The 22,488-nt window shown below is 45.1% G+C and carries 18 protein-coding genes; 6 read left to right on the top strand and 12 right to left on the bottom strand.

Going from position 1 to position 22,488, the window contains the following annotated elements; all coding sequences use genetic code 11:
* The first annotated feature begins 12 nt into the window (after positions 1-12).
* On the top strand, positions 13-1,053 hold the full coding sequence (locus D9A03_RS09325; RefSeq protein WP_120497649.1) for an extracellular solute-binding protein: 1,041 nt from the start codon (positions 13-15) through the stop codon (positions 1,051-1,053).
* Between the two features lie 127 nt (positions 1,054-1,180).
* On the top strand, positions 1,181-2,170 hold the full coding sequence (locus D9A03_RS09320; protein WP_216825432.1) for a histone deacetylase family protein: 990 nt from the start codon (positions 1,181-1,183) through the stop codon (positions 2,168-2,170).
* 12 nt (positions 2,171-2,182) lie between these two features.
* Here D9A03_RS09320 and D9A03_RS09315 read toward each other — a convergent pair whose 3' ends face one another.
* The 3 genes from D9A03_RS09315 to D9A03_RS09305 form a co-directional block, all read right to left on the bottom strand.
* On the bottom strand, positions 2,183-2,974 hold the full coding sequence (locus D9A03_RS09315; protein ID WP_120496926.1) for a helix-turn-helix transcriptional regulator: 792 nt from the start codon (positions 2,972-2,974) through the stop codon (positions 2,183-2,185).
* Positions 2,975-3,070: 96 nt separating this feature from the next.
* The gene (locus D9A03_RS09310) at positions 3,071-3,949 is read right to left on the bottom strand and encodes a 50S ribosomal protein L11 methyltransferase (RefSeq protein ID WP_120496925.1); all 879 of its coding nucleotides are present in this window, start codon (positions 3,947-3,949) and stop codon (positions 3,071-3,073) included.
* Positions 3,949-6,228: an ATP-dependent helicase gene (locus D9A03_RS09305; protein ID WP_120497648.1), complete on the bottom strand. Its 2,280-nt coding sequence runs from the start codon at positions 6,226-6,228 to the stop codon at positions 3,949-3,951. Before D9A03_RS09305 ends, D9A03_RS09310 begins: the two co-directional genes overlap by 1 nt.
* A 118-nt stretch (positions 6,229-6,346) precedes the next feature.
* On the opposite strand from D9A03_RS09305, the gene D9A03_RS09300 reads away from it, so the two are divergent.
* Positions 6,347-7,480, top strand: a complete 1,134-nt coding sequence (locus tag D9A03_RS09300) for a succinylglutamate desuccinylase/aspartoacylase family protein (RefSeq protein WP_162938063.1) — start codon at positions 6,347-6,349, stop codon at positions 7,478-7,480.
* Positions 7,481-7,588: 108 nt separating this feature from the next.
* Here the strand turns inward: D9A03_RS09300 and D9A03_RS09295 are convergent, their stop codons facing one another.
* From D9A03_RS09295 to D9A03_RS09285, 3 genes are all read right to left on the bottom strand, one after another.
* Positions 7,589-9,367, bottom strand: a complete 1,779-nt coding sequence (locus D9A03_RS09295) for a chloride channel protein (RefSeq protein WP_120496923.1) — start codon at positions 9,365-9,367, stop codon at positions 7,589-7,591.
* 234 nt (positions 9,368-9,601) lie between these two features.
* Complete coding sequence (locus tag D9A03_RS09290) at positions 9,602-10,153, bottom strand: pentapeptide repeat-containing protein (RefSeq protein WP_254055009.1); 552 nt, start codon at positions 10,151-10,153, stop codon at positions 9,602-9,604.
* Positions 10,154-10,234: 81 nt separating this feature from the next.
* Positions 10,235-10,732, bottom strand: coding sequence for a thioesterase family protein (locus D9A03_RS09285; protein ID WP_120496922.1), 498 nt, complete (start codon positions 10,730-10,732; stop codon positions 10,235-10,237).
* Positions 10,733-11,112: 380 nt separating this feature from the next.
* Here D9A03_RS09285 and D9A03_RS09280 point away from each other — a divergent pair, with 380 nt between their 5' ends.
* Both D9A03_RS09280 and D9A03_RS09275 read left to right on the top strand, forming a co-directional pair.
* Positions 11,113-12,006, top strand: a complete 894-nt coding sequence (locus D9A03_RS09280) for a VacJ family lipoprotein (protein ID WP_120496921.1) — start codon at positions 11,113-11,115, stop codon at positions 12,004-12,006.
* Between the two features lie 3 nt (positions 12,007-12,009).
* Entirely contained in the window at positions 12,010-12,657 is a 648-nt protein-coding gene (locus D9A03_RS09275) for a phospholipid-binding protein MlaC (protein WP_120496920.1), read from the top strand.
* Positions 12,658-12,857: 200 nt separating this feature from the next.
* Here the strand turns inward: D9A03_RS09275 and ettA are convergent, their stop codons facing one another.
* The 6 genes from ettA to D9A03_RS09245 form a co-directional block, all read right to left on the bottom strand.
* Positions 12,858-14,534: an energy-dependent translational throttle protein EttA gene (gene ettA / locus D9A03_RS09270; RefSeq protein WP_120496919.1), complete on the bottom strand. Its 1,677-nt coding sequence runs from the start codon at positions 14,532-14,534 to the stop codon at positions 12,858-12,860.
* A gap of 141 nt (positions 14,535-14,675) precedes the next feature.
* Positions 14,676-17,432 (bottom strand): sensor histidine kinase, encoded by a 2,757-nt coding sequence (locus D9A03_RS09265; RefSeq protein WP_120496918.1) that lies wholly within the window; start codon positions 17,430-17,432, stop codon positions 14,676-14,678.
* Positions 17,422-17,760 carry a hypothetical protein gene (locus D9A03_RS09260; protein WP_120496917.1) on the bottom strand — a complete coding sequence of 113 codons (339 nt, stop codon included), beginning with the start codon at positions 17,758-17,760 and terminating at the stop codon, positions 17,422-17,424. Before D9A03_RS09260 ends, D9A03_RS09265 begins: the two co-directional genes overlap by 11 nt.
* A gap of 60 nt (positions 17,761-17,820) precedes the next feature.
* Complete coding sequence (locus tag D9A03_RS09255; RefSeq protein WP_120496916.1) at positions 17,821-18,204, bottom strand: response regulator; 384 nt, start codon at positions 18,202-18,204, stop codon at positions 17,821-17,823.
* Between the two features lie 128 nt (positions 18,205-18,332).
* Positions 18,333-19,865, bottom strand: a complete 1,533-nt coding sequence (locus D9A03_RS09250; RefSeq protein ID WP_120496915.1) for a helix-turn-helix domain-containing protein — start codon at positions 19,863-19,865, stop codon at positions 18,333-18,335.
* Between the two features lie 395 nt (positions 19,866-20,260).
* Positions 20,261-20,875 carry a LysE family translocator gene (locus D9A03_RS09245; protein WP_120496914.1) on the bottom strand — a complete coding sequence of 205 codons (615 nt, stop codon included), beginning with the start codon at positions 20,873-20,875 and terminating at the stop codon, positions 20,261-20,263.
* Between the two features lie 82 nt (positions 20,876-20,957).
* Between D9A03_RS09245 and D9A03_RS09240 the strand changes: the two genes are divergently transcribed.
* The gene (locus D9A03_RS09240) at positions 20,958-22,406 is read left to right on the top strand and encodes a PLP-dependent aminotransferase family protein (RefSeq protein ID WP_162938062.1); all 1,449 of its coding nucleotides are present in this window, start codon (positions 20,958-20,960) and stop codon (positions 22,404-22,406) included.
* Positions 22,407-22,488: the final 82 nt, after the last annotated feature.

The raw sequence follows: 22,488 nt of genomic DNA, 5'->3' as shown, positions 1-22,488 counted from the left end.
AAGGCTTCTAAAATGGATTTACAAAAAAGAAACACACTCATAGCAGGAATAACAGCGACTATAATCGCCTGTACGTCCCCTGCATCAGCAGACGGAGATCTGTTCATATATAATTGGACAGATTACACTGCCCCTGATCTGATCACCAAATTTGAGTCCGAAACAGGTATATCTGTGACATTGGACACATACGATACCAATGAAACACTTCTCGCAAAATTAAAATCCGGGGCAAAAGGCTATGATATTGTTGTTCCCAGCCACAATTTTGTAGAAATTTTTGTAACCGAAGGTCTTCTACAAAAGATCAATGCAGCAGACATGCCCAGCTATAAAAATCTGACGGCTAACTTCAAAAGCCCACCTTGGGATAAAGACAATCAATATACAATACCTTGGCAATGGGGAACGACATCCTTCACTGTTGATACAGAAGTATACGATGGCGACATCAACACGTATGAGATCTTGTTCCAGCCTCCATCAGAATTACAAGGTAAAATCGGAATGTTTAAGTCCGCAGATGAAGTGATTTCTATGGCACAGATTTCACTGGGCTTATCTCTGTGTAATGAAAATCCAGAAGAAATGCGGCAAGTATTAGATTTGCTTCAAACTCAAAAGCCATTTGTAAAAGTTTATAACTCTGATGGTATTCTTGAACGCCTGACTTCTGGCGATACAGCAATTCACCAGAATTGGAATGGTTATTCCATTCGCGCTCGCGAAGCTAAAGCCAGTATGCGTTATGCCTTTCCTAAAGAAGGCGTAATTACCTGGGCTGATAATCTGGCCATTCCAAAAGGTGCAAAAAACTTAGATAACGCACTCAAGTTTATCAAGTTCATGATGCAACCTGAAAACATTGCCATTCAGTCGAATTTCGCAGGGTATTCAAACGGAATCACAGGCAGTCAGGAATTTTTTACTGATAAACTAAAGGCGGCTCAAGAATTATCCCCTCCCGAAGGGACACCAATGGTTTTCACCAAAACCTGCTCTGAAAAAGCAATCAAATTGCAAAGTAAAGTTTGGACAACCTTGCTGCAATAAAGACACCACTTCAGGCGGTGCAATAGCACCGCCTACCTACAATCCTGATTCTGATTTAGCCTCAAGTTCTGGACAAAGTTTTATGATAACTATTTATTCTAAAAAACATGCTCTGCGGAATTCAAAGATGGAGATTTTCGGGGGCGAAATTGTTCCTCCCTTTGAATGCCCAAAGCGAATGGACATTATTCTTGATCGAATTAAGACGGTAGAATTGGGGCCAATTGAACCGCCGATTGAATACGGAATGGAGCCCGTAGAAAAAATTCACGACAAAGCTTACCTCACATTTTTAGAAACTTGCTGGTCGGAATGGGAAAAAGAAGATTTTAATGGTGAAGCTGTCGCAAACTGTTGGCCAACTCGAACTATGAATGCCCCACATATTCCCCGTCATATAGAAGGCAAAATCGGGTATTATGCATTGGCAAGTGAAACAACTATTACCAAAGGTACATGGGAAGCAGCGCTTGCAAGTAAAAACGTCGCATTAACCGCAACGGATAAAGTTATGCAAGGTGAGCGCGCCGTTTTTGCCTTATGTCGTCCACCTGGTCACCACGCTGCAGCTGACCAGTTTGGCGGATATTGCTTTCTGAATAACGCCGCTATTGCAGCACAGTATGCGCGTGACAATGGAGCAAAAAAGGTTGCGATTCTGGATGTAGATTTTCACCATGGAAACGGAACACAACACATCTTTTATGATCGTGATGATGTTTTTTTTCTATCCCTTCATGGGGACCCAATGGATACTTTCCCCTATTTTCTAGGGCATACAGATGAAACTGGTGACAAAGCTGGTATTGGATATACTGCAAACTATCCAATGCCCCCTAAATCAGATTACAAAATCTGGAAACAATCTCTGACTGACGCGCTTGACAAAATAAAAGCCTACAGCCCTGATTTATTACTGGTATCACTTGGTGTTGATACATTTGAGGATGATCCGATCAGTTTTTTCAAACTAAAGAGCCATAATTTTACAGACTATGGTGCATTAATCGCAGATTTAGAGCTACCAACCGTTTTTATTATGGAAGGTGGCTATGCTGTCGAAAAAGTTGGGATCAATACAGTTAACGTTCTAAATGGTTTTGAAAAAGCATGTTAACCTAAAAAAATATCAGGGGAACTGTCTCATCAAAATGGCAAAAAGTTCATTTTGAGCTGAAATACCAAGCTTAGAATACAAATTCCGCCGATGAACCTTGACAGTTTGCCTTGATATTTCCAATTTCATCCCAATTGCACGACTAGAGTGCCCTTGAACGATGAGAGCAGCAACCTGAGCTTCACGCGCAGACAATTTAGTATCATTATCCTGAGAAACAAAAAGAAATTGTTCCACAAGTTCGGAGTGATCAACTTTAGCCTCAAAGTTAGTCTGATTCTTGTCTATCAGCTGAACCAACTTAGGCATCAATGCAAGGGATACTTCTTTGAACGCTCTTACTTCGCTAACGCGATACCGAGAATTACCAGCACTTCGCCCCATGGATAAGTGAACAGTTCTATCCCCGTCTAACGGGAAAAGGGCACCAAGTTCATCAACCATGCGAGTTGCGCGAAAATAAGTCGAAAAATAATCACTTTGTTCAAATCTATCTGGAGCAATCTCATTCAAATGATACGCACACTGCTGTAACTTTTCGTCAAATGCATGTTGATAAAAAGGATCTAACATGTATCCAAGACGATGATAAATATTATCAAATGTTTCTTGCAAGATTTGGTCTGGAATCCACCGAAACACAATTTGCGGCTGCTTTCGTTTATGAAACAAAATCACCAATATACTCTGGGGGGAAAACAGCAAACCGCCAAAATGGATCAAAGCCTCCTGATATACTCCGAGATCATCGGCAACACTCATTTTGCCAAGCAATTCGTAATGTTTCTCAGAGGCTTTCATCATCTGCAAAGTATTTATAATAAAGATGTTATTTTCAAGCTTTTCCTATAAATGCACGTAATCACATGATGAGTTCTTCAAGATAACACTGAATAAGATTTATCTAGATAATACCAGCGTTGACCATTCACCCAAGTGAAGTTCACGAATAACTTTCAACCCCAAGGATTCGTGGGCTTTTACCACTTTATCCTGCTGGGTAATAAGCAATCCAGAAAGTACAGCAACACCATCTTTGGCCAAGTTCTTTTCCAACAAAGGCGCCATTTGGCAAAGCGGTTCAGCAAGAATGTTTGCTGCGATCAGATCATAAGGTCCACGTGTAGTAACTTCAGGTACATTATACCCGTCACCACAAACACCGGTAATATCTGAAACGTTATTCAGATCTGCATTTTCCAGCGCCACACGTACAGAATCAGCATCAATATCCACGCCCAGAACAGGGCAATCCCATAGAATCTTGATTCCCATGGAGAGAATACCGGACCCGCACCCCATATCCAACGCATTAACGATTTTTTTGTCCCCGGCCAAATCCGTGAGTGCGATCAAACATCCCTTTGTCGTATCGTGCTGCCCCGTACCAAACGCTACGTTTGCTTCAATTAAAAGAGGAACTGAATCTTTTGGTGGCTGCTCTGTTACATGAGATCCATGCACAAAGAACTTCCCGGCCACGATTGGCGGCAAAGCTTTTTGGCTTTCAGCAACCCAGTCAATATCCGGAAGCTGTGCAACCGTTATCGCAGGCACGTCACCACCAATAATTTCCGCCGTACTGGCTAAGATGTTGTTGACCTGCACATCAGATGGCTTGCCATCGACATATACTTTAACAGAAACAACACCTGCCTCGTCAGGGTTTGTTGTGACAATCGCGCCATCAAGCGGTTCCAGAGCAAGCTCATAGATCGGCAAGTTGACCTCTTTTATATCCAGGGCAACAACCCAAACTGCGGAATTATCTTCTCTCATTACATACCTGCCTGTTCGGCGGGAACCACGAAGTTACTCAGAACTTTTTTGCTTCCCGCCTTATCAAAGGAAATTGTCAGGCGTTCGCCTTCTACCGAAGTGACGAGCCCATAGCCGAATTTTTGGTGAAAAACTCGCTCTCCACGCCCAAAACCACTTTTACTTTCTGAAACTTTTTGCGCGGCTTGCCGTACAAGCTGAGGTTCACCTCCTGAATAGCTTCTGGCGCGCTGCATGCCCGGACTAGTGCGATCATTATCCTGCCACCCTCTATTTCCAGAACCAAACCCGCCATACGACGGCTCTAACGGTGCCGAATAGATACCGCGATCACTTTCTCGTTCAATATGTTCATGAGGAAGTTCATCTACAAACCGTGACGGAATTGCAGAGGCCCAAGATCCGTGCATACGTCTATTCGCAGCAAAGGAAATAATCGCACGCTCTCTGGCGCGAGTAAGCCCCACGTAAGCCAACCGACGTTCTTCTTCCAAGCCCTTAAGTCCTTGTTCGTCCATTGCGCGTTGGTTCGGGAACAACCCCTCTTCCCAGCCCGGCAGGAAAACAGTTTCAAACTCCAGTCCCTTGGCTCCATGCAACGTCATGATAGAAACCATTTCCTGATTCTGCTGGCTGTTGGTATCCATCACAAGGCTCACGTGTTCAAGAAAATCAGAAAGGCTTTCAAATTCATCCAAGGCATTGACCAACTCACCCAAGTTTTCAACACGCCCTTTGGCCTCTACGGATTTATCATTCCGCCAGAATTCCAAATAACCACTTTCTTCCAAAACAAGACCAGCCAATTCGGTATGTTCCAGCTCATTCTTCTTACTCTGCCAACTTTCAACTTGTGCGACAAAATTTGCCATGGACTTACGTGCAGCAGGGCGCAACTCATCCGTTTCAACAATTTCCTGTGCCGCCTTAAACAGAGATGTTTCATTCTGTCGTGCTAGCTGGTGGATCACTGCCATCGCAGCAGGCCCCAACCCTCTTTTGGGCTTAGCAATACAACGTTCAAAAGCCAAACTGTCATCCGCTGAATTCACAAGGCGCAAATAAGCCAGAGCATCACGTATTTCCATACGTTCATAGAAACGCGCACCGCCGATCACCCGATAGGGAATGCCCAGCGTCAAAAACCGTTCTTCAAATTCACGGGTCATCGCCCCTGTGCGAACAAGAACAGCAATCTGATCCAATGATTGCCCTTGACGTTGCAAGCTTTCCGTCTCTTCGCCGACAAACCTAGCTTCGGCTTCGCCATCCCATAGTCCGCGCACTCGAAGCATTTCCCCTTCATCATCGTCGGTCCAGAGCGTCTTGCCTAGTCGCCCTTCGTTATGACTGATGACAGAAGAGGCTGCAGCAAGAATGCGCCCGGTTGAACGATAGTTTCGCTCCAGACGAACAACTTTTGCACCGGGAAAATCTTTTTCAAAGCGAAGGATATTACCAACCTCTGCCCCACGCCATCCATAGATGGATTGGTCATCATCCCCGACACAGCACACATTTTGGTGCCCCTGCGCTAAAAGACGCAACCAAAGATACTGGGCCACGTTGGTATCCTGGTACTCATCAACCAGAATATAATGAAAACGCCGATGGTAATCCGCCAACACATCCGGATAGGTTTGGAAAATCACCAAGGTATGCAAGAGCAAATCGCCAAAATCACAGGCGTTAAGTTCTTTCATACGCTGTTGATAGCTCTGGTAAATTTTATGAATGCGCCCACCTGCGAATTCTTTGGCTTCATTGGCGGAAACATGATCAGGTGTTTGCCCCCGATCCTTCCAGCGCTGAATAACACCAAGAACAGATTTCGGTGGCCATTTTTTATCGTCGAGATTATTTTCTTTCAGAAGTTGCTTCACCAACCGCAACTGATCATCCGTGTCAATAATCGCAAAATCACTTCCTAGGCCAACCTTCTCTGCATGAGCCCGCAACATACGAACCGCGATGGCATGAAAAGTACCCAACCACCAGCGCTCGACGGTCGGTTCATTCAGAATCGAAGCAACACGCTCTTTCATTTCCTGCGCCGCTTTATTGGTAAAGGTCACAGCAAGGACCTGACCAGGGAAAGCTTTTCCTGTCGCTAAAATATGGGCTAGGCGTGTTGTCAAAACTCGCGTCTTCCCCGTCCCGGCCCCAGCCAAGACAAGAACGGGTCCATCCGTGGTCTGAACGGCATCCATCTGCGATTCATTAAGACCAGTAAGATAAGGCGGTAGCCCGTCGTTTTGCATTTGCGATTCGTCTGTCATAATTGGTTTATAGCGCAGCTTCTCACCAAGCTCATCCACTTTTACCTCTTGACCTAAAGATCAAACAATTCTTTATGTTATGCCAAACTCTAGATCGCAAGAATTTACAGGAAAAAACATGACCCGTATTACAGAACGCCACGCGCTACTTCCTGAAACACCGAGCACACAACGGGTTGTAACAATGCATCGTTACGGCGCGGGTACAAATGGTAAAGTTGCCTATGTTCAAGCCTGTCTTCATGCCGACGAAACGCCGGCCATGGCCTGTACTCACCATCTATTACAACGCTTGGAAGAAGCCGATCAACAAGGATTATTGAAAGGTGAGATCGTCGTTGTACCTTTTGCAAACCCGATTGGACTTGATCAATTTGAAGACGATATTCTTCTTGGTCGTGTTCACCGTGGCGGCGATGGTAATTTTAACCGGGGGTGGTACGACCTGACAGCAATGATGAAAGATCGCCTTGCAGGTAAACTCGGCAATGATGAAAGCGATAATGTAAAACTTATTCGCGCGACAATGCAGGACGTTCTGGACGAAGTTACGCCGACGAGCGAATTCGCTAGCCTTCGCAAAATATTAGCGAAAGAAGCCACCCGCGCCGATTATGTTTTTGATCTTCATTGCGATGACGAATCTCTACCCTATCTCTATATTTCTGATCTGAACTGGCCCGACTGCCAGGATTTTGCCGCCGACTTTGGTGCCGTTGCTGTTATGATGGCTGAAAATTCCGGGGGTGGTAGCTTCGACGAAGTATATACTCGCCCATGGGCTGAACTCTCTCGCCTTTTCCCGGATGCCGCAATTCCGCAGGCAACTATGTCAATGACTGTTGAACATCGCGGTCGCCCGGATGTATCAGACCAGATCGGAGCAAAAGATGCTGATGCGCTCTATAAATTCTTTATCCGCCGAGGCCTGATCGAAGGCGATGCAGGCTCCTTACCTGCCCCGTTGTGTGATGCAACAGGCACAGACGCTTGTGAGATTATCCCCTCACCAGGTGCAGGTTTTGTTACCTATTGTAAAGAATTGGGCGAAATCGTAAAAAAAGGCGATCAGATCGCTACTTTGATAGATCCTGCAGCAGAAAACCCAACCCAATCCCGCACACCGATCTACGCGGGAACAGACGGCGTCTTCTTTACGCGCCGCCAACACAAAGCAGTGAAACCCGGTCTTGTCGTTGGGAAAGTTGCAGGAAACGAACCACTAAAAGCAGGATACCTTTTGGAAGATTAAATCTTTACAGTAAATTCGAATCTCTAAAGTAATAAAAGCTGAGCAGTTCTCAGCCTTTATATATATCAACAGATACTTTCCGCACTGTATATTTACTGGCGAACGAGATTACATATCACCGCGCTCTTCAGCCCGGGCTTGCTCCATCGCTTTTTTATAGGCAAGCGCAACATCGTGCTCGTGTAAAACACCTTTAAGGATACCTTCTTTATCAATCACGGGGATATAAACTTCCCCGCTCGCCCCATGCGCTTGAAGCGCTTGCTCAATATTAGAGTCTTCTTCCAGTTGAACTGCCTTGGTTCGCGCAATATCCAATGCGGTGAGAGCAACTCCTTTTTCTTCTTGCAAATCCAGTCCGTCAGCCAACTCAATAAAGGTAATAGAACCTTTATAATGTTCGCCTTCATCAATAACAAAGACCTGACCCAGTCGTGTTTTTCTAATCTCTTCCCTGACGTGATTTAAATTTGCGGTGATATCAACAGTTGATACTTCACAATGCACCATATGCGATATGGTGATAGATCTCATCAGGCTGGCTTCGCGTCCGCCGCGAATTTCAACGCCGCGCCTTTCAAGTTGCCACATGAAAAAGGAGCGTCCATGAACCTGTTGCGTGATGACGCTTGAAAGAGAAGTAGCAATCATAACGGCAATGGTTAGAGCATAGTCGTTTGTTAGCTCAAAAATCATCAGGATGGTTGAGACTGGCGCCCCAAGAACTGCCCCAGCAACGGCCCCCATACCAATGACGGTATAGGCCCCTGTCCCGGAAGAAAGTTCTGGAAAAATGCTGGTCGCGACAATTCCATAGGCTCCACCAACCATTGCCCCAAGAAAGATCGAGGGTGAAAACACACCGCCAGAAAAACCCGACCCAAGAGAAATGGCCGTTGCAATCGTCTTAACCACGATCAAAGCCAATAGCAGCCACAAGGGATAAAGTTCAGACAAGGCTGCATCGGTGGCTTCATAGCCAACACCAAGAACCTGAGGAAAAACAAGGGCCATAACACCTAGGGCCAGTCCCCCGATCATAGGTTTTCCCCAGAAAGGAACATTCAATTTCTTAAAGGTGTCTTCCGCAAAGATCACGGACCACATAAAGGCAATTGCCGCCAAAGCTGAAATAATTCCCAGAATAGCAAAAGCCGGGAACTCCCAGAATGATGACAATGACATTGCTTTAGGTAGAATAAAGGCAGGAAAATCACCATAGTAAATACGGCTGATGATTGTGCCGACAACTGACGCAATAACAATCGGCGCAAATGCTGAAAGCGCGTAGTGACCAACAACAACTTCCAGTGCAAAAAAGACACCCGCAATCGGTGCATTAAAAGATGTCGCAATAGCCGCGGCAACCCCACATCCAAGCAGTGTACGGAAGAGCGAATAACCCAGATGTAATCTCTTGGAAAGCCAGGCACCAATTGATGCCCCAAGGTGAACGACAGGGCCCTCACGTCCGACCGAAGCCCCAACGCCAATCGAAAAAGCTGATGCAATTGCAGCCCGGACGCCAATCTTCAAAGACATACGTCCGCCCTTGAGAGCCGTTGCTTCAATAACGTGCGGGACACCCTGTGGCTTTCCATCCGGTAAAAAATACCGAATAAACAGCCCGACAATTCCACCGCCAATAACAGGAACGAGCACAATCTGCCACCAAGGTAATCCAGCGATACCAGCAGATACCTTTTCGCCTTGAAATCCGTAAAAAAACATCTGAACAAGGTCAATAAAGTGACGGAAAGCCATAGCCGCAAGTCCGGCAGCCACACCAATGATCACTGCCAAAGATGACAGGATGACTTGCTCATTTTGTATAAATTGTCTGATCTGTTGTAGTAGCGATAACCGAGTGCCCTTATTCTGAGACATGGCGCCCCCGGTTCAGGAAATTGCCAACGATAGAGCCAAAATACGAACTACCTTTACAGAATACGTCGCTATTCCTCCCTAAAGACAAATCAGAATTGCAAGTTAAAGTACCCAGGACCGCCACCATAGCTATAGTATTTAATAGTTCTAATAACCGTTATAACGCTATGGAAATTATTGTTCCACTGGAACAGTATATTTTTCTGTAAAATTACCGAGAGCAATCGTTTAAAATCACTTACAGCGACCAATCGAACCTTCCGCACAGATTCTTTTACCGTCAATCCACGTTGCTCCGGACAAATCGGCTTTCGTTAAATCCGCACCTTCGATTTTTGCCTTCGAAAGATTGGCTCCGCGCAATATCGTTTTGAAAAGGCGCGCACGCTTTAAATTTGCTTTGGAAAAATCCGCACCTTGCAAATCAGCCTTGGTAAAATCAGCTTCTGGCAAAGAAGCTCTGGTGAAATCGGCATCCACTAATGAAGCGCTGACAAACTTGGTCCTGAAGGCAGAAATATTTTTCAGATCTGCCCTGTTGAGAGATCCGCGTAAAAAACTCGTATCTCTCAATCGAGCGCCAGAAAGATTTACATCATCCAGATTTAGGCCGTCCATGTTACATCGCTGCCAGTTCACATCAGCCCCGGCCGGGTCTGTACAGGCCGCGATAACAGCAGAGGAAAACTGAAAATAGATAAAGGTGACAATCGCAAAACAAAGGCTTTTATTCATAAGCTTAATGTTAGAAACCAGACTCTTAACTTCAAGTAAATTTACGGTCACTCGTTTTGCCTTTAACAGTTTCACATTGAATAAATGGGAATAAATGGGAATAAATGGGAATAAATGGGGCAAATAAATAGATCAGTGCGTTGTATTCCAGGACATTATCGAACGCCCGATGTTAACAGGCAAGGGTAAGCCTTTTTGAGCTGCGTATATATCTTTCAGATTATCAAGCAAAATATTTGGCATCTCGCATGAGCTACGCCTTTTCAAATCCACATGAAGAGATATCCATTCGGATGTTGCAGCTAAATAACCTTTATCAACATTATATAGAGAATGATGATAACTCATCCTTTTAACATCATACCCAAGTAACCGGGTCTCCACCCGCATATTAGACCCAAGGTGAAGCTCTTTCATGTAGTTCACATGATTTTCGACAACAAAGGTCGAACAGTTCATTTCCTGACGATAACCTTCTGTAACACCAAAAAACTCCAAAAAGGCATCTGTCGCATCACAAAAAACGTGCATGTAATAGGCCACATTCATATGCCCGTTATAATCAAGCCATTCTGACGGCACAGTTCCCTCAAAACTAATTAAAGGCGTTACCTCTTTTGGGTCAATCACAGCACAATTCCTTTAACGAAAACGGTAAAACAACACAGTTAGCACGAATCGAACAAAAGGCCTCAAAAGAAAAAAGATTAAAATAACATTACGCTAGAGAAGATTCGCAAGACCATATTCGTTAAAATTTAAAACAAATCAAGAGAGCCTGGTGCAAAAATACAACAGTATGTTTCCTCAACTACATTTAATGACTCTTATGACTGGTTTTGCCATCAAGCCTGTGATAATCAACCATACTAAGTTTTAGTGTCTTTAAGGGTATGTACTGTTTTTGCCTTAGAGAACATTTAAGTATTTTGTTTTGCTCACATTCGTTTGTGTTGCGATATTATTATGTTGGCAGCAAATGTCAGGGGGGTCTCTGGTGAGCAAGTGTTATGACTGTAGAAACAAATGATAGGCGAAATGTCGTGGGGTTAGGTATTTTGTCCGAGATTAATTCTCGACTGATTAAACGTTTGGTAGCTTTTACCGCTGTTGCTATTTTTGTGACAGGCTGTGCAAGTAAGCCGAATTCAACACTGCAAGATGAAGCCAATGCAAGCACTGATGATCAGTGGGCGCAGACCGAAGGCTCAACCGCAGTCGACGAAGGTGACAACGATCCGATTGAAACCGTTAACCGCTTTATTTTTGCGTTTAACGATGCAGCAGACACGATCATTTTCCGACCAGTTGCAGAAGGGTATCGTTTCCTGGTTCCTTCTCCTATTCGTGATTCTGTTCGCAACTTCCTCAGAAACACATACACACCTGTCATTCTAGCCAACGACTTGCTGCAAGGTGATCTGGAGAAGGCGGAAAATACTTTTGCCCGTTTCCTGATAAACACAATTGCCGGTGCTGGCGGCTTGGCTGATGTTGCTAGCCAAACAGGTCTGGAATATCACTCAGAAGATTTTGGTCAGACGATGGGAACATGGGGTGTACCCGAAGGCCCTTACCTTGTTCTGCCAATCCTGGGGCCGTCGAACGTTCGGGACAGTGTTGGTCTGGTTGGGGATGCTCTTCTTGATCCTCTGACTTATGTTGCCAAAACAGAAGTTCTGATTGGACGCAAAGTAACCGACGGTATTGATAAAAGATCACGTAACATCGAAACGGTTGATGAGCTAAAACGTGATTCTGTCGATTTTTATGCTCGTGTTCGTTCACTTTATCATCAGAAACGCGAAAACGAAATCAATGATGGGACAACTGAACCAACATTAGCGCCAGGACTAACTGACATCTTCCCCGAAGATGATGATCAGGTATCTTATGCGGAATAAGTCATGAAGCAGATTACAGGCTTTATAAAAAATATCGCAGCCCTCCTTGCGGGGGCTGCTTTCTGTTTAGCTGTCTTTAATGGGGCAGCAAACGCAGATGATGCTGCAGGTCATTTTCTAAAAACCCTGCAGAAAAAGGCAATCAGCCAACTATCGAACGAAGATATATCAACAGAAGAGCGCGAAAAACAATTCCGCGCACTCCTTAATAAAAACTTTGATATTGACGGAATTGCGCGCTTTGTAATTGGGAAATACTGGCGAAAAGCAGAAGACAGCCACCGCAAGGAATTCACGACAATTTTTGAAGATGTCATGGTTCAACGCTTTCTCCCGACTTTCTCTCAGTACGCTGATTCAGAATTCAAAGTCACAAAAGTTGTTCCGAAGAAATCTTTCTTTATTGTTTTTAGTAAAGTTAAAACTGAAAATGGTGAACCCTCACAAGTTTTATGGCGAATAGAAAAGAAAGATAATTCATCCGACTATATCATCACAGACATAGCTGCTGAAGGCATTAGCCTGCGTTCTACCTATCGCTCTGACTACACATCAGCGCTTAAAAGCTTGGGAGGGAATCTCTCTGAGCTCAACAGCAAGCTTCGCGAAAAAGTACAGTCCGGTGACTTTGCCCCCAAAGAAAGCAGCTAAGAGTGTAGAGATCAAAACATTCTCTTAGACGACTTATAAAAAAGCCTCGGATGTTAAAACCGAGGCTTTTTTTTGTGAGCAAAACCATACTTGCAGACTATCGGATGACAAACTCAATAAAAGAAGATCCAGCATCAAACAAAAAGCGCTGAAACAATCGATGACTCAGCGCTTTCCAATTAAGACTTAATCACAAGACTTTATCGTTTAAGTGGCTTGTACTTAATACGGTGTGGTTGATCAGCTTCCGCTCCCAGGCGACGCTTACGGTCAGCTTCATAGTCTTCGTAATTCCCCTCGAACCAAACAACCTGACTATCCCCCTCAAAAGCAAGAATATGAGTTGCAATACGATCAAGGAACCAACGATCATGCGATGTCACCAGAACACAACCACTATATTCAAGAATCGATTCTTCCAAAGAGCGCAGTGTATCCACATCCAGGTCGTTTGTCGGCTCATCGAGAAGGATAACGTTCGCGCTTTTTCGCAGCATCTTTGCAAGATGCACACGATTTCGCTCACCACCAGAAAGTTGGCCAACCTTCTTCTGCTGATCGCCACCCTTAAAGTTAAAAGCTCCGACATAAGAGCGGGATTGGTAGGTGTGCTTGCCAATTTCAATCACATCAAGACCGTCTGAGATCTCTTCCCACACATTCTTATCGGCAGAAAGTGCATCACGACTTTGATCAACATACCCGATTTCAACAGTCTCGCCGACATTCAGCGAGCCTTCATTCGGCTTTTCTTGACCGGTGATCATTCTGAACAAGGTTGTTTTACCTGCGCCATTGGGGCCGATAATACCAACGATTGCCCCTTTTGGAATCCTGAAATTCAGATCTTCAATAAGAAGCTTGTCACCAAAAGCCTTTGAAAGATTATTCGCCTCAATAACAAGATCACCCAATCTAGGTGCCGGCGGGATTACAATACGACCCGGATCAGGAGCACGAGAACTTTCTTCCTGTACAAGTGTTTCATAAGCCTGCAAACGAGCTTTGGATTTGGTTTGGCGCGCTTTTGCACCCTGACGTACCCATTGCAATTCATCTTTCAGGAACTTCTGCTTGGCGCTTTCTTGCTTCTCTTCAATAGCAAGACGTTTCTGTTTCTGCTCCAACCAGCTTGAATAATTTCCTTCATAAGGAATACCCTCGCCGCGATCGAGTTCAAGGATCCAACCAGCAACATTATCGAGGAAGTATCTATCGTGCGTTACGCAGACAACAGTCCCTTTATAATCTTCCAAAAAGCGTTCCAGCCACGATACTGATTCAGCATCCAGATGGTTGGTCGGCTCATCGAGAAGAAGCATATCCGGGCTGGATAAAAGCAATTGACAAAGAGCAACACGACGACGTTCACCACCAGACAGCTTTGTCACATCAGCATCACCCGGCGGGCAACGCAATGCATCCATCGCAATTTCCACCTGACGATCCAGATCCCAGGCATCAAGCGCATCGATCTTTTCCTGAAGCTCGCCTTGCTGCGCAATCAGATCATCCATTTCCTCCGGATCAACCTCTGCAAATTTGGCACTCAAAGCTTCAAAATTTTCCAGCAGCGCTTTTGTCTCGGCAACCCCTTCAAAAACATTCCCCGCAACATCCTTATCAGGGTTAAGTTGAGGTTCCTGAGGCAAGTACCCAACCTTGACACCATCAGCAGCACGAGCTTCGCCATTGATTTCATTATCAAGACCAGCCATGACTTTCATCAAGGTAGATTTACCTGAACCGTTCAAACCCAGAACACCAATTTTGGCGCCGGGGAGAAAGTTCAAATGAATGTTTTTTAGAACCTGTTTTCCACCGGGGAAAGTTTTAGAAACTCCATCCATTTGGTAGATGTACTGATATGATGCCATTCGGCGCTCCAATTAAAGGTCAATCCAATTAAAGGTCAATTGTTGTAAGCAGATGTCCCTGCGTTGATGCGGTTTTACCCTATTGAACAGCCAGAAGCAATCTCCACCTGACAAGATTATCCAGGCCTTAATCCCCCCCTCTTACTCCCCGGCTTTTGCGATTATCTGCTCAGTTCGAAGAGGCAAAAAGGCACCAAAAACAGATCCCTTACCACCTGTTTCGACGAGTTCTAGACGGCCGCCAAAATACTCAACAATCTGGCGCGAAATGCTCAAACCCAGACCAGTTCCGTGGGGTTTATCTGCTAAGCCTTCGCGGGATTGGTGGAATTTCTCAAAGATATGCTCACGCGCTTGCCATGGTACTCCCCGTCCGTTATCTGCAACAGTAATTACAATTTCCTCACCTTGCCTGAAAACAGATACCTTTACCCATCCACGATCTTCATCACAGAATTTAACCGCATTGGACAACAAATTAACAAACACTTGCATAAGCCTGTCCCTGTCCCCCCTAATCATGGGGAGGTCAGGTGCAAAATCCACATCAAGCGTGATTTCTTTCTCACTCAGAATTGCAGACATTGTGTCCATTGAGTTCTCGACAACTTGCGGGATATCCAGATCCTCAAGAATCCATTCCATTTGTCCCGCTTCTATCTTTGCCAGATCAAGGACCTGGTTAATCAACCGCGTCAAGCGGACACTCTCTTTCACAATGATACCCAGAAATCTGTTTTTTTCCTCTTCTTCCAAGTCGGGGTGATCGCTCAAAATTTCACTGAAAGATCGAATAGACGTTAAGGGTGTTCTGAGTTCATGACTGACCGTCGATAAAAATTCATCCTTCAAGCGATCCAGCTCTTGCAAGCGCTCATTCGCCGACCGTAATTGCGCTGTTGTGCTTTCCAGTTCTCTCGATTTTTGTTCCAAATTTTGGCTATATTCGATAACTTGCGACGTCTCATCCAGAATTGTCATCACCTCTTCAAGACGGACAACTTCTCCCTTCACAACAGAAGAAATCATCACACGGGCGGACGCTGCACCAATAGCACCGGAAAGAAGACGTTCGGTTACGTGAACCAGATCAGCATCAGCCGTAATCACCCGTCTGCGCTCTAGACCTCGATCTCTGAAGTATCCACTAAAAGCTCTGTCCGCTCTCGCTCGCCCTAAAAAGCGAACAAGGAGATTAAACAAATCTTCCACAGAAGCAGAGCCTTGCCATAGCTGTGATCGCGGCCCCTGATCGGCATATCGATAGACATCAACAAATAACGCTCCTTGTACACGTTCAATTGCGGAATGACGGGTATAGAGCGATACAAACACATAAGCGCCAGCGTTAAACACCGTTGTCCAGAAAAGAGCATGGGTTAAATGGTCAAGCCCTTGTAAGCCAAACAACTCATAGGGTCTCAATAATTCAATCCCCATAGGGCCAGCCGGGATAAAAGTAATCGGTAACAAACCCGACTTTGCAAAAGCCGGTAACAAAAGCGTATAGGCCCAAACAACAAAACCCAGAGTAAGACCAGTCAACGCCCCTTTGCGATTTCCCCCTTTCCAGAACATCCCCCCGATCATGGCAGGTGCAAACTGGAAAACCGCCGCAAAAGAAATAAGACCAATGGTAACAAGTGCGTCACTCTCACCCAAAAAACGAAAATAGGCGTACCCAAACAAAAGGATGAGGATAATACTGCTGCGCCGCACAAAAAGCAGAACACCTGTAAAATCACTTTTTTTCTTCAGGCCAAGCCAGTTCCACCTCAAAAGCACAGGCATCACCAGATCATTGCAAACCATCGTACTCAAAGCGATCGTAGCAACAATAACCATAGATGTTGCAGCAGAAAGACCACCCAGAAACACAAGAAGAGCAAGCATTTCCTGTTCGTGCGCCATAGGGAGCGTGAGGATAAAAGTATCTGCATTTACATCCCCGCGTGGAAACTGAAGCATTCCCCCCAAAGCAATGGGCAAAACAAAGATATTGATGGCAAGCAGGTAGAGCGGGAAAAACCATACACCTTTTCGTAACTCGGGTTCGTTAACGTTCTCAACGGCAATAACCTGAAACTGTCGTGGCAAACATACTGCCGCAACCATGGACAAGGTCGTTAAAGTCACCCACGTTGTGTAAGCACCTTCCTTCTCAAAAGTCATCAACTGGACAAGTTCCGGCACTCGTGACGCCTGCTGAAAAAGATCACCAAAACCATCATAGAGTCCGAAGGTGACAAAAATCCCGACAGCCAAAAAAGCAAGAAGCTTCACAACGGATTCAAAAGCAATGGCAACCACAACACCATCATGATGCTCACTGTTATCAATATGTCTGGTCCCAAAGAGGATCGCAAAAATAGCCAAAACCAAAGCGACCCAAAAAGCCGTGTCTGCAACCGTGGCAATTGGCGGAGAATTAAGTGGAGCAATGACTTCCGGATATTGCTTTAAAACATTAAAACTCGTAGCAACAGCTTTGAGCTGCAGGGATATATAGGGGACAATTCCCACAACCGCGATTACTGTTACCAAGGCACTCAAAGGCGTGCTTTTCCCGTAACGGGAAGAGATAAAATCGGCAATTGATGTTATACGATGGGCTTTTGTTATTCGGATGATTTTCTTGACAACCAGCCACCACAAAACAAAAACAAGAGTAGGCCCCAAATAAATGGGCAGAAAATCCAAACCACTAGACGCCGCACGTCCAACTGAACCATAGAATGTCCAAGATGTACAATACACCCCCAATGAGAGGGCATAAATATAAGGGTGTGACGTGATTCCCGCCCCACGCTCCGCACGCTTGTCTGCAATGTAAGCAATCGCAAAAAGCACCAGAAGATAGCCGATAGAAGAAAGTATGATGATCCAGTCAACCAGCATGATCACCATCCTTTGAAGAAAGATTGGTATTCTCTACTGCTGACCCTTTTTTATCCGAAGAAACACTCGCATCCGATATCAGAACATCAATCACAGTCGGCTCATTGGGATCAAGCGCATTTATTGCATCATTAGCATCTTTCGAAGCTGACCAGGCTACAGCAGCGATAACCCCGCCCCAAGCAGCAAAAAGATACAAAAATAGCGGCGGAAGCCCCCACAGAAGCTTTTCATCACTAAAGATAGAAAGGAAAAGAGGGCTGAAAAGCAGTAGCGCCAACAGGAACAGTGCAATACTGCGATCACCTTTATCACCGGGTCGGCTCACTCATGCTCCTCCCAGGGAAATAGCGAACTCGTATACTTGATTGCCATTAATTTTGGGAAACTAGGCCAGCTTCTCTTCAACGCCCAGATGCTGTTTAACCAATCTAACCACATCTTTTGTTGAAAAAGGCTTCGTCACAAAATCATCGGCGCCGAGTTCCATCCCCTTCAATCGATCAACGTCACGCCCTTTTGCCGTCAACAAAATAACACGCATAGCCTTCCACGTATCATTTGCACGTAGATACTTCAAAACTTCAAAACCGTCCCTTCTTGGCAACATGATATCAAGCAATATCAGATCAGGCGGACGGCTTTCGACCATCCGCAAAGCTGCATCACCATCACGCGCAATAAAGACTTCAAAGCCAGCTTTCTTCATCAGAAAGCTTAATGAGTCGACAATATGAGGCTCGTCCTCGACCACGAGAACCGTCTGAGGCATTTTCTGCCTTTCTCCGCTATCCGGTTATCTCTTTATTTATTCCCTGTTGACCTAACACTACAGTGTAGGCCTACGTTTTGCCAAGGTGTGTTTTCACACCTTCACCTTGTCGGCCAGACTACCGGGCATTAATTTCCAATTAAAACGCTGTCGGGGTGGGCAAAATCGATGCCATCGGCATAAACGACATGTCGTGCAAACGAGGCCTCACACCCTAAACTCACAGCAAAAGTATTGCCCGCCTGCCCCACCATCACACCAGGCTTGGTAACTGTCTTTGATATTGAAAAATAAACACTCTGATCTTCTGCACGTAAAGAATGAAGATTAACACGTCCCGGCTTTAAAAATGCGTCCTGCACGCCCCAGTCGGGCGAAAGAACACCATATCTTGGTATCCTCAAACCGGATGCACTGAAGCGTTTTGATATCTGCCCGGCAAGATCAACCCGGATAAAGTGGAATGGCACCCCTTCTTCTTCAGGCTTTTGTAACGTAGTCAAGCGATGACAAACCTGCTCGAAACCTGCTCGAAAGCGTCTACGCAGCAAATCAACATCATGCCGCAGTTCAAAAGCAGCGCTTCGAAATACACTGTAGGGCATCATTACCGCCCCGGCAAAATAACTTCCTAAAGCTTTCAAACACAAATTTTTAGCTTCTTTACTACTCAAAGGAACATCGGCAAGAACCTTTTCCAGCACATCAGCATAGGCAACTTCAGCGATGATTCTTGCCATTCTGAAGTTCAAAGAACTTATCGCCAACGTTTCCATCAACCTCAGCGTACCACCGTCCTCTCCCTGCAACTCCCACATTCCTCGCAAGAGCGTTTCTTGCGACGATACAGGAACAATCTCAACCTCGATTCCTAACTGCTGATCCAGATAACTCGCCAGAGCATCGAACAATCCGTATGGCTTTGGTTCACCCAAGCGATCTCTCAGCTCCTCGGCCGCCTGTTCCAAAACCGGGAAATAATGGTCATTGGCGGATAGCATATCAACCACTTCATCTGTAGGCGTTTCACTCAGCAAAGCAGCCTGTTTTGATTCCCCATTAATAAAATCAAACAACTCGCCAACCATCGAGGTCAATTTTTGGCTTTCATCAACAAGGACATTAGTAAATCTTTCCCGCTGATGTTCTGAAAGGTCATCATTATCTTGTAAAATTTCAGCAAACGATCTGATCGATGTTAACTGTGTCAGAAGCTGATGGCTGGTTTCAGTAAAATAGGGGTCAGAAGAAATTGATTCCCGTGCCTTAAGTGTATCTTCACGCGCGTTGCGAAAAGCACGATACAACTTTAGCAAAGCACGGCTGATTTCAGGATGCATGGCAACAAAATCGCCAAGTATCGTGGTATCGGGCCTTGACCTTTCAAATAAAGAATCTGAAAAAAGCTCGTTCATTGCAGAAAGAAGCCGTGCTTCTTCTCCACCAGTAAGCTCGCCCTCTTTCACATTAAAGGCTTCTTCCAGCTTCTTTTGCAGCTTCCTTGATAAGGGACGCTGATTATGTTCAACTAAATTCAGATAGGCTGCAGAAATCTCAATTTTCTTGGCCATGGCAATTTGAGTAAGCCCGATCTGATTTCTTAAATGGCGAATTTTTCGCCCCGCAAATATTTGTCGCGCCATGACATTTACAGCTTTCACAAAATTTAGAAAATCACCCTAAATAATTTTACAAAATTTTCAAAACTACTCAACGTTTTATTGTCATCCCTGCCTCGGAATTCTAGGCTTACTTCATACGAACAAGTCAGTCCCTGTGCTTGATGATGTTAGTTATGGCTTTTGTGCATGAGTCATCATACCCCTGTCCTGCGATGCAGCTCTTCCTAGCGGAAAAAGAAAAGCATTCAGATTAAGACAGGAAATTGATCTCTGAAGCAGGTTCAGGTGTTTTGTGTTTTCGCCAGAACAAAAGATGCTTTGGGGATATAGGCAAGCTGATTATCGCCAACTTTGTGATCAGCGAAGCTCTATCGACCTTACTGAGCGAGAGAGGCTATGCCCCTCTCGTTTTTTTCAATTTTATTGACAATATATCAAATCAAGATTTGCACCACAGCCATATAGGCCACAATAGCAACCGTCAATACAGCCAGGACACCATTGACAACCAGACGTTTTTTGGGACTCTGGATTGCCGATATTATTCTGGCGCCACCCCATGACCACATACAGTTTGTTGGAAATCCACCAACAATAAAAACCACACACATCACAGCCCACTGCTCTAGTACCGGGCTTGTTTGATTGGTGAATTGAGCAAATACCGTTGTTGCCATCAACCATGCTTTCGGGTTCATGGGATGTACAATCAAGCCGTTCAAATACCCCACAGTATCAGCACTTTGATTGCTGGATAATGTTCCTGGATCCGATCTGGCAATTTTCCATGCGAGATACAACAAATAACAGCTGCTAATCACAGTTATCACAGGCCCTAACATAGGCATTTCCTTTAGAAGGCTTGTAATACCAAAGGCGGCGACAGCAAGGACAAGAAAGAAACCACTTTGCACACCAAAGGTAAAAGGCAACGCACCACGGAAACCCAACTTGGCCCCTGTTGCCATCAAAATCATATTTGCTGGCCCCGGTGTGCCAGACATAACCGCCGCAAAAATAAGCGCTGGAATAACATTCTCTATTGGCATGACATTTCACCCTTTTCCTTCACCTAGTCAGATAAAATATCTGACCGCCTGTCATGCGTTTAAATTGGGCTTGAAATGTTCATTGAACAATTATTATATTGTTCCTATGACAATTTTAACTCTCATTGCAGCAAACCAGCCAGACGACGGTCAAAAGTACGCGCACCTTGAACAGCTGTTCAAAGCGGCCATTCGCGACGGAGTTTTAAGGCCGGGCGAAAAATTACCACCCTTACGAACAGCAGCCTGGGAAGCCAAATGCAGCCTTGGTACAATGTCTCGGGTATACAGCTCTCTAGAGCGAAAAGGATTGGTGAATGCCAGAGTAGGTCAGGGCACATTCGTTCAGGAAACGGCAAACATCGGCGCCGATGTCATTCTACCCAATCTTCACCAACCTCCGAAGAAACACTCCGTTACAAAAGACTCCATAATAGATTTGGGAATGAATGCTATTGCCAACGATTGGGGTGAAGAAATAATTCGCTGGGCACTGCAGCGGACCTCAACCAAAGCGTCAAGTTTCAACCTGATGACCTATCGCGATGGCTTCGGTGATACCCAACAAAAGCTGGCCCTCCGAGCTTTTTTACCAGAGCCATTACGTGGAATAGGTGAAGACAGAATACTCATCAATCATGGTGCCCAAAATGGGATTTATACTGCCCTTGGGCGTTTATCTTCACCAGGCGATACAGTATGTCAGGAACCCCTCAGCTACCCTGGTGTCTCTGCCGCAATATCACAACTGGGATTATCCAGTTTAACAGTAGATACTGATGATCAGGGAATTTGCCCTGTTTCTTTTGAACAGCAATGCAAAAAGGGCCGTGTTCGCATTCTGGTTACAACAGCCACAGGTCACAATCCCACCTGCATCACAACGCCCCTCTCTCGCAGGAACGAAATTGGACGAATAGCCCAGAAGTATGATGTTCTTATTATGGAAGATGACATCTATGGCTTCCTGTATCCTGATGCCCCACCTCCTTACGCCAAGCTTTTCCCGGAACAGGCAATCTATCTCAGTGGCTTGGCCAAACGAATAAGCCCTTCCTTGCGTATAGGTTTTGCTGTTGCATCGCCTCATCTCACCATGCTCATGGCCCAGGGTATCACAGCCCAGACATGGATGGTTTCACCCGTACTAATCAACGCTGCGTTAGAAATCTCCAGCCGCGCAGATGACCTTGCCGCTTTGACTCTCCAGATAACCGCTGCAGCAAAAGAACGCCATGATTTAACAAGTCGCATATTAACACCTTACATCAACAACTACGACTCATGCCAATCCCACGCATGGGTCCAACTGCCGGAAACAATCTCGATATCACAACTCGTACACCAGGCGTCCAAGGCCGGAGTCCATATTCTGGGCGGTAGCCGTTTTGCCAACAATACAACCGCAGGGGAACAAAACATCAGACTCTCAATCATGGCTCCTGAAACAATACAAAAACTGGAACAAGGCTTAATAAAGCTAAAGACAGTTCTTTCAACTTCAAATGAAATTTCGTGCGATTTCTTTTAAAACAAAAACAAAAATATAAAAAATTAGACTGTAATTCATTTCGCTAAATAACAGAAATTTGATCACTCAAAATAACAGTCAA

It is taken from the genome of Kiloniella sp. EL199 (genome assembly GCF_900313065.1).
Taxonomy (GTDB): Bacteria; Pseudomonadota; Alphaproteobacteria; order Kiloniellales; family Kiloniellaceae; genus Kiloniella.
Note: the sequence above shows the minus strand (reverse complement) of the source record. Positions and strands in the feature narration are given on the sequence as shown.

Coding starts and splice junctions, on each gene's coding strand:
- D9A03_RS09320 (WP_216825432.1), top strand. CDS start 1,181: ATGGAGATTTTCGGGGGCGAAATTGTTCCTCCCTTTGAATGCCCAAAG.
- D9A03_RS09300 (WP_162938063.1), top strand. CDS start 6,347: ATGACCCGTATTACAGAACGCCACGCGCTACTTCCTGAAACACCGAGC.
- D9A03_RS09325 (WP_120497649.1), top strand. CDS start 13: ATGGATTTACAAAAAAGAAACACACTCATAGCAGGAATAACAGCGACT.
- D9A03_RS09275 (WP_120496920.1), top strand. CDS start 12,010: ATGAAGCAGATTACAGGCTTTATAAAAAATATCGCAGCCCTCCTTGCG.
- D9A03_RS09310 (WP_120496925.1), bottom strand. CDS start 3,949: ATGAGAGAAGATAATTCCGCAGTTTGGGTTGTTGCCCTGGATATAAAA.
- D9A03_RS09245 (WP_120496914.1), bottom strand. CDS start 20,875: ATGCCAATAGAGAATGTTATTCCAGCGCTTATTTTTGCGGCGGTTATG.
- D9A03_RS09265 (WP_120496918.1), bottom strand. CDS start 17,432: ATGCTGGTTGACTGGATCATCATACTTTCTTCTATCGGCTATCTTCTG.
- D9A03_RS09305 (WP_120497648.1), bottom strand. CDS start 6,228: ATGACAGACGAATCGCAAATGCAAAACGACGGGCTACCGCCTTATCTT.
- D9A03_RS09280 (WP_120496921.1), top strand. CDS start 11,113: ATGACTGTAGAAACAAATGATAGGCGAAATGTCGTGGGGTTAGGTATT.
- D9A03_RS09315 (WP_120496926.1), bottom strand. CDS start 2,974: ATGATGAAAGCCTCTGAGAAACATTACGAATTGCTTGGCAAAATGAGT.
- ettA (WP_120496919.1), bottom strand. CDS start 14,534: ATGGCATCATATCAGTACATCTACCAAATGGATGGAGTTTCTAAAACT.
- D9A03_RS09255 (WP_120496916.1), bottom strand. CDS start 18,204: ATGCCTCAGACGGTTCTCGTGGTCGAGGACGAGCCTCATATTGTCGAC.
- D9A03_RS09295 (WP_120496923.1), bottom strand. CDS start 9,367: ATGTCTCAGAATAAGGGCACTCGGTTATCGCTACTACAACAGATCAGA.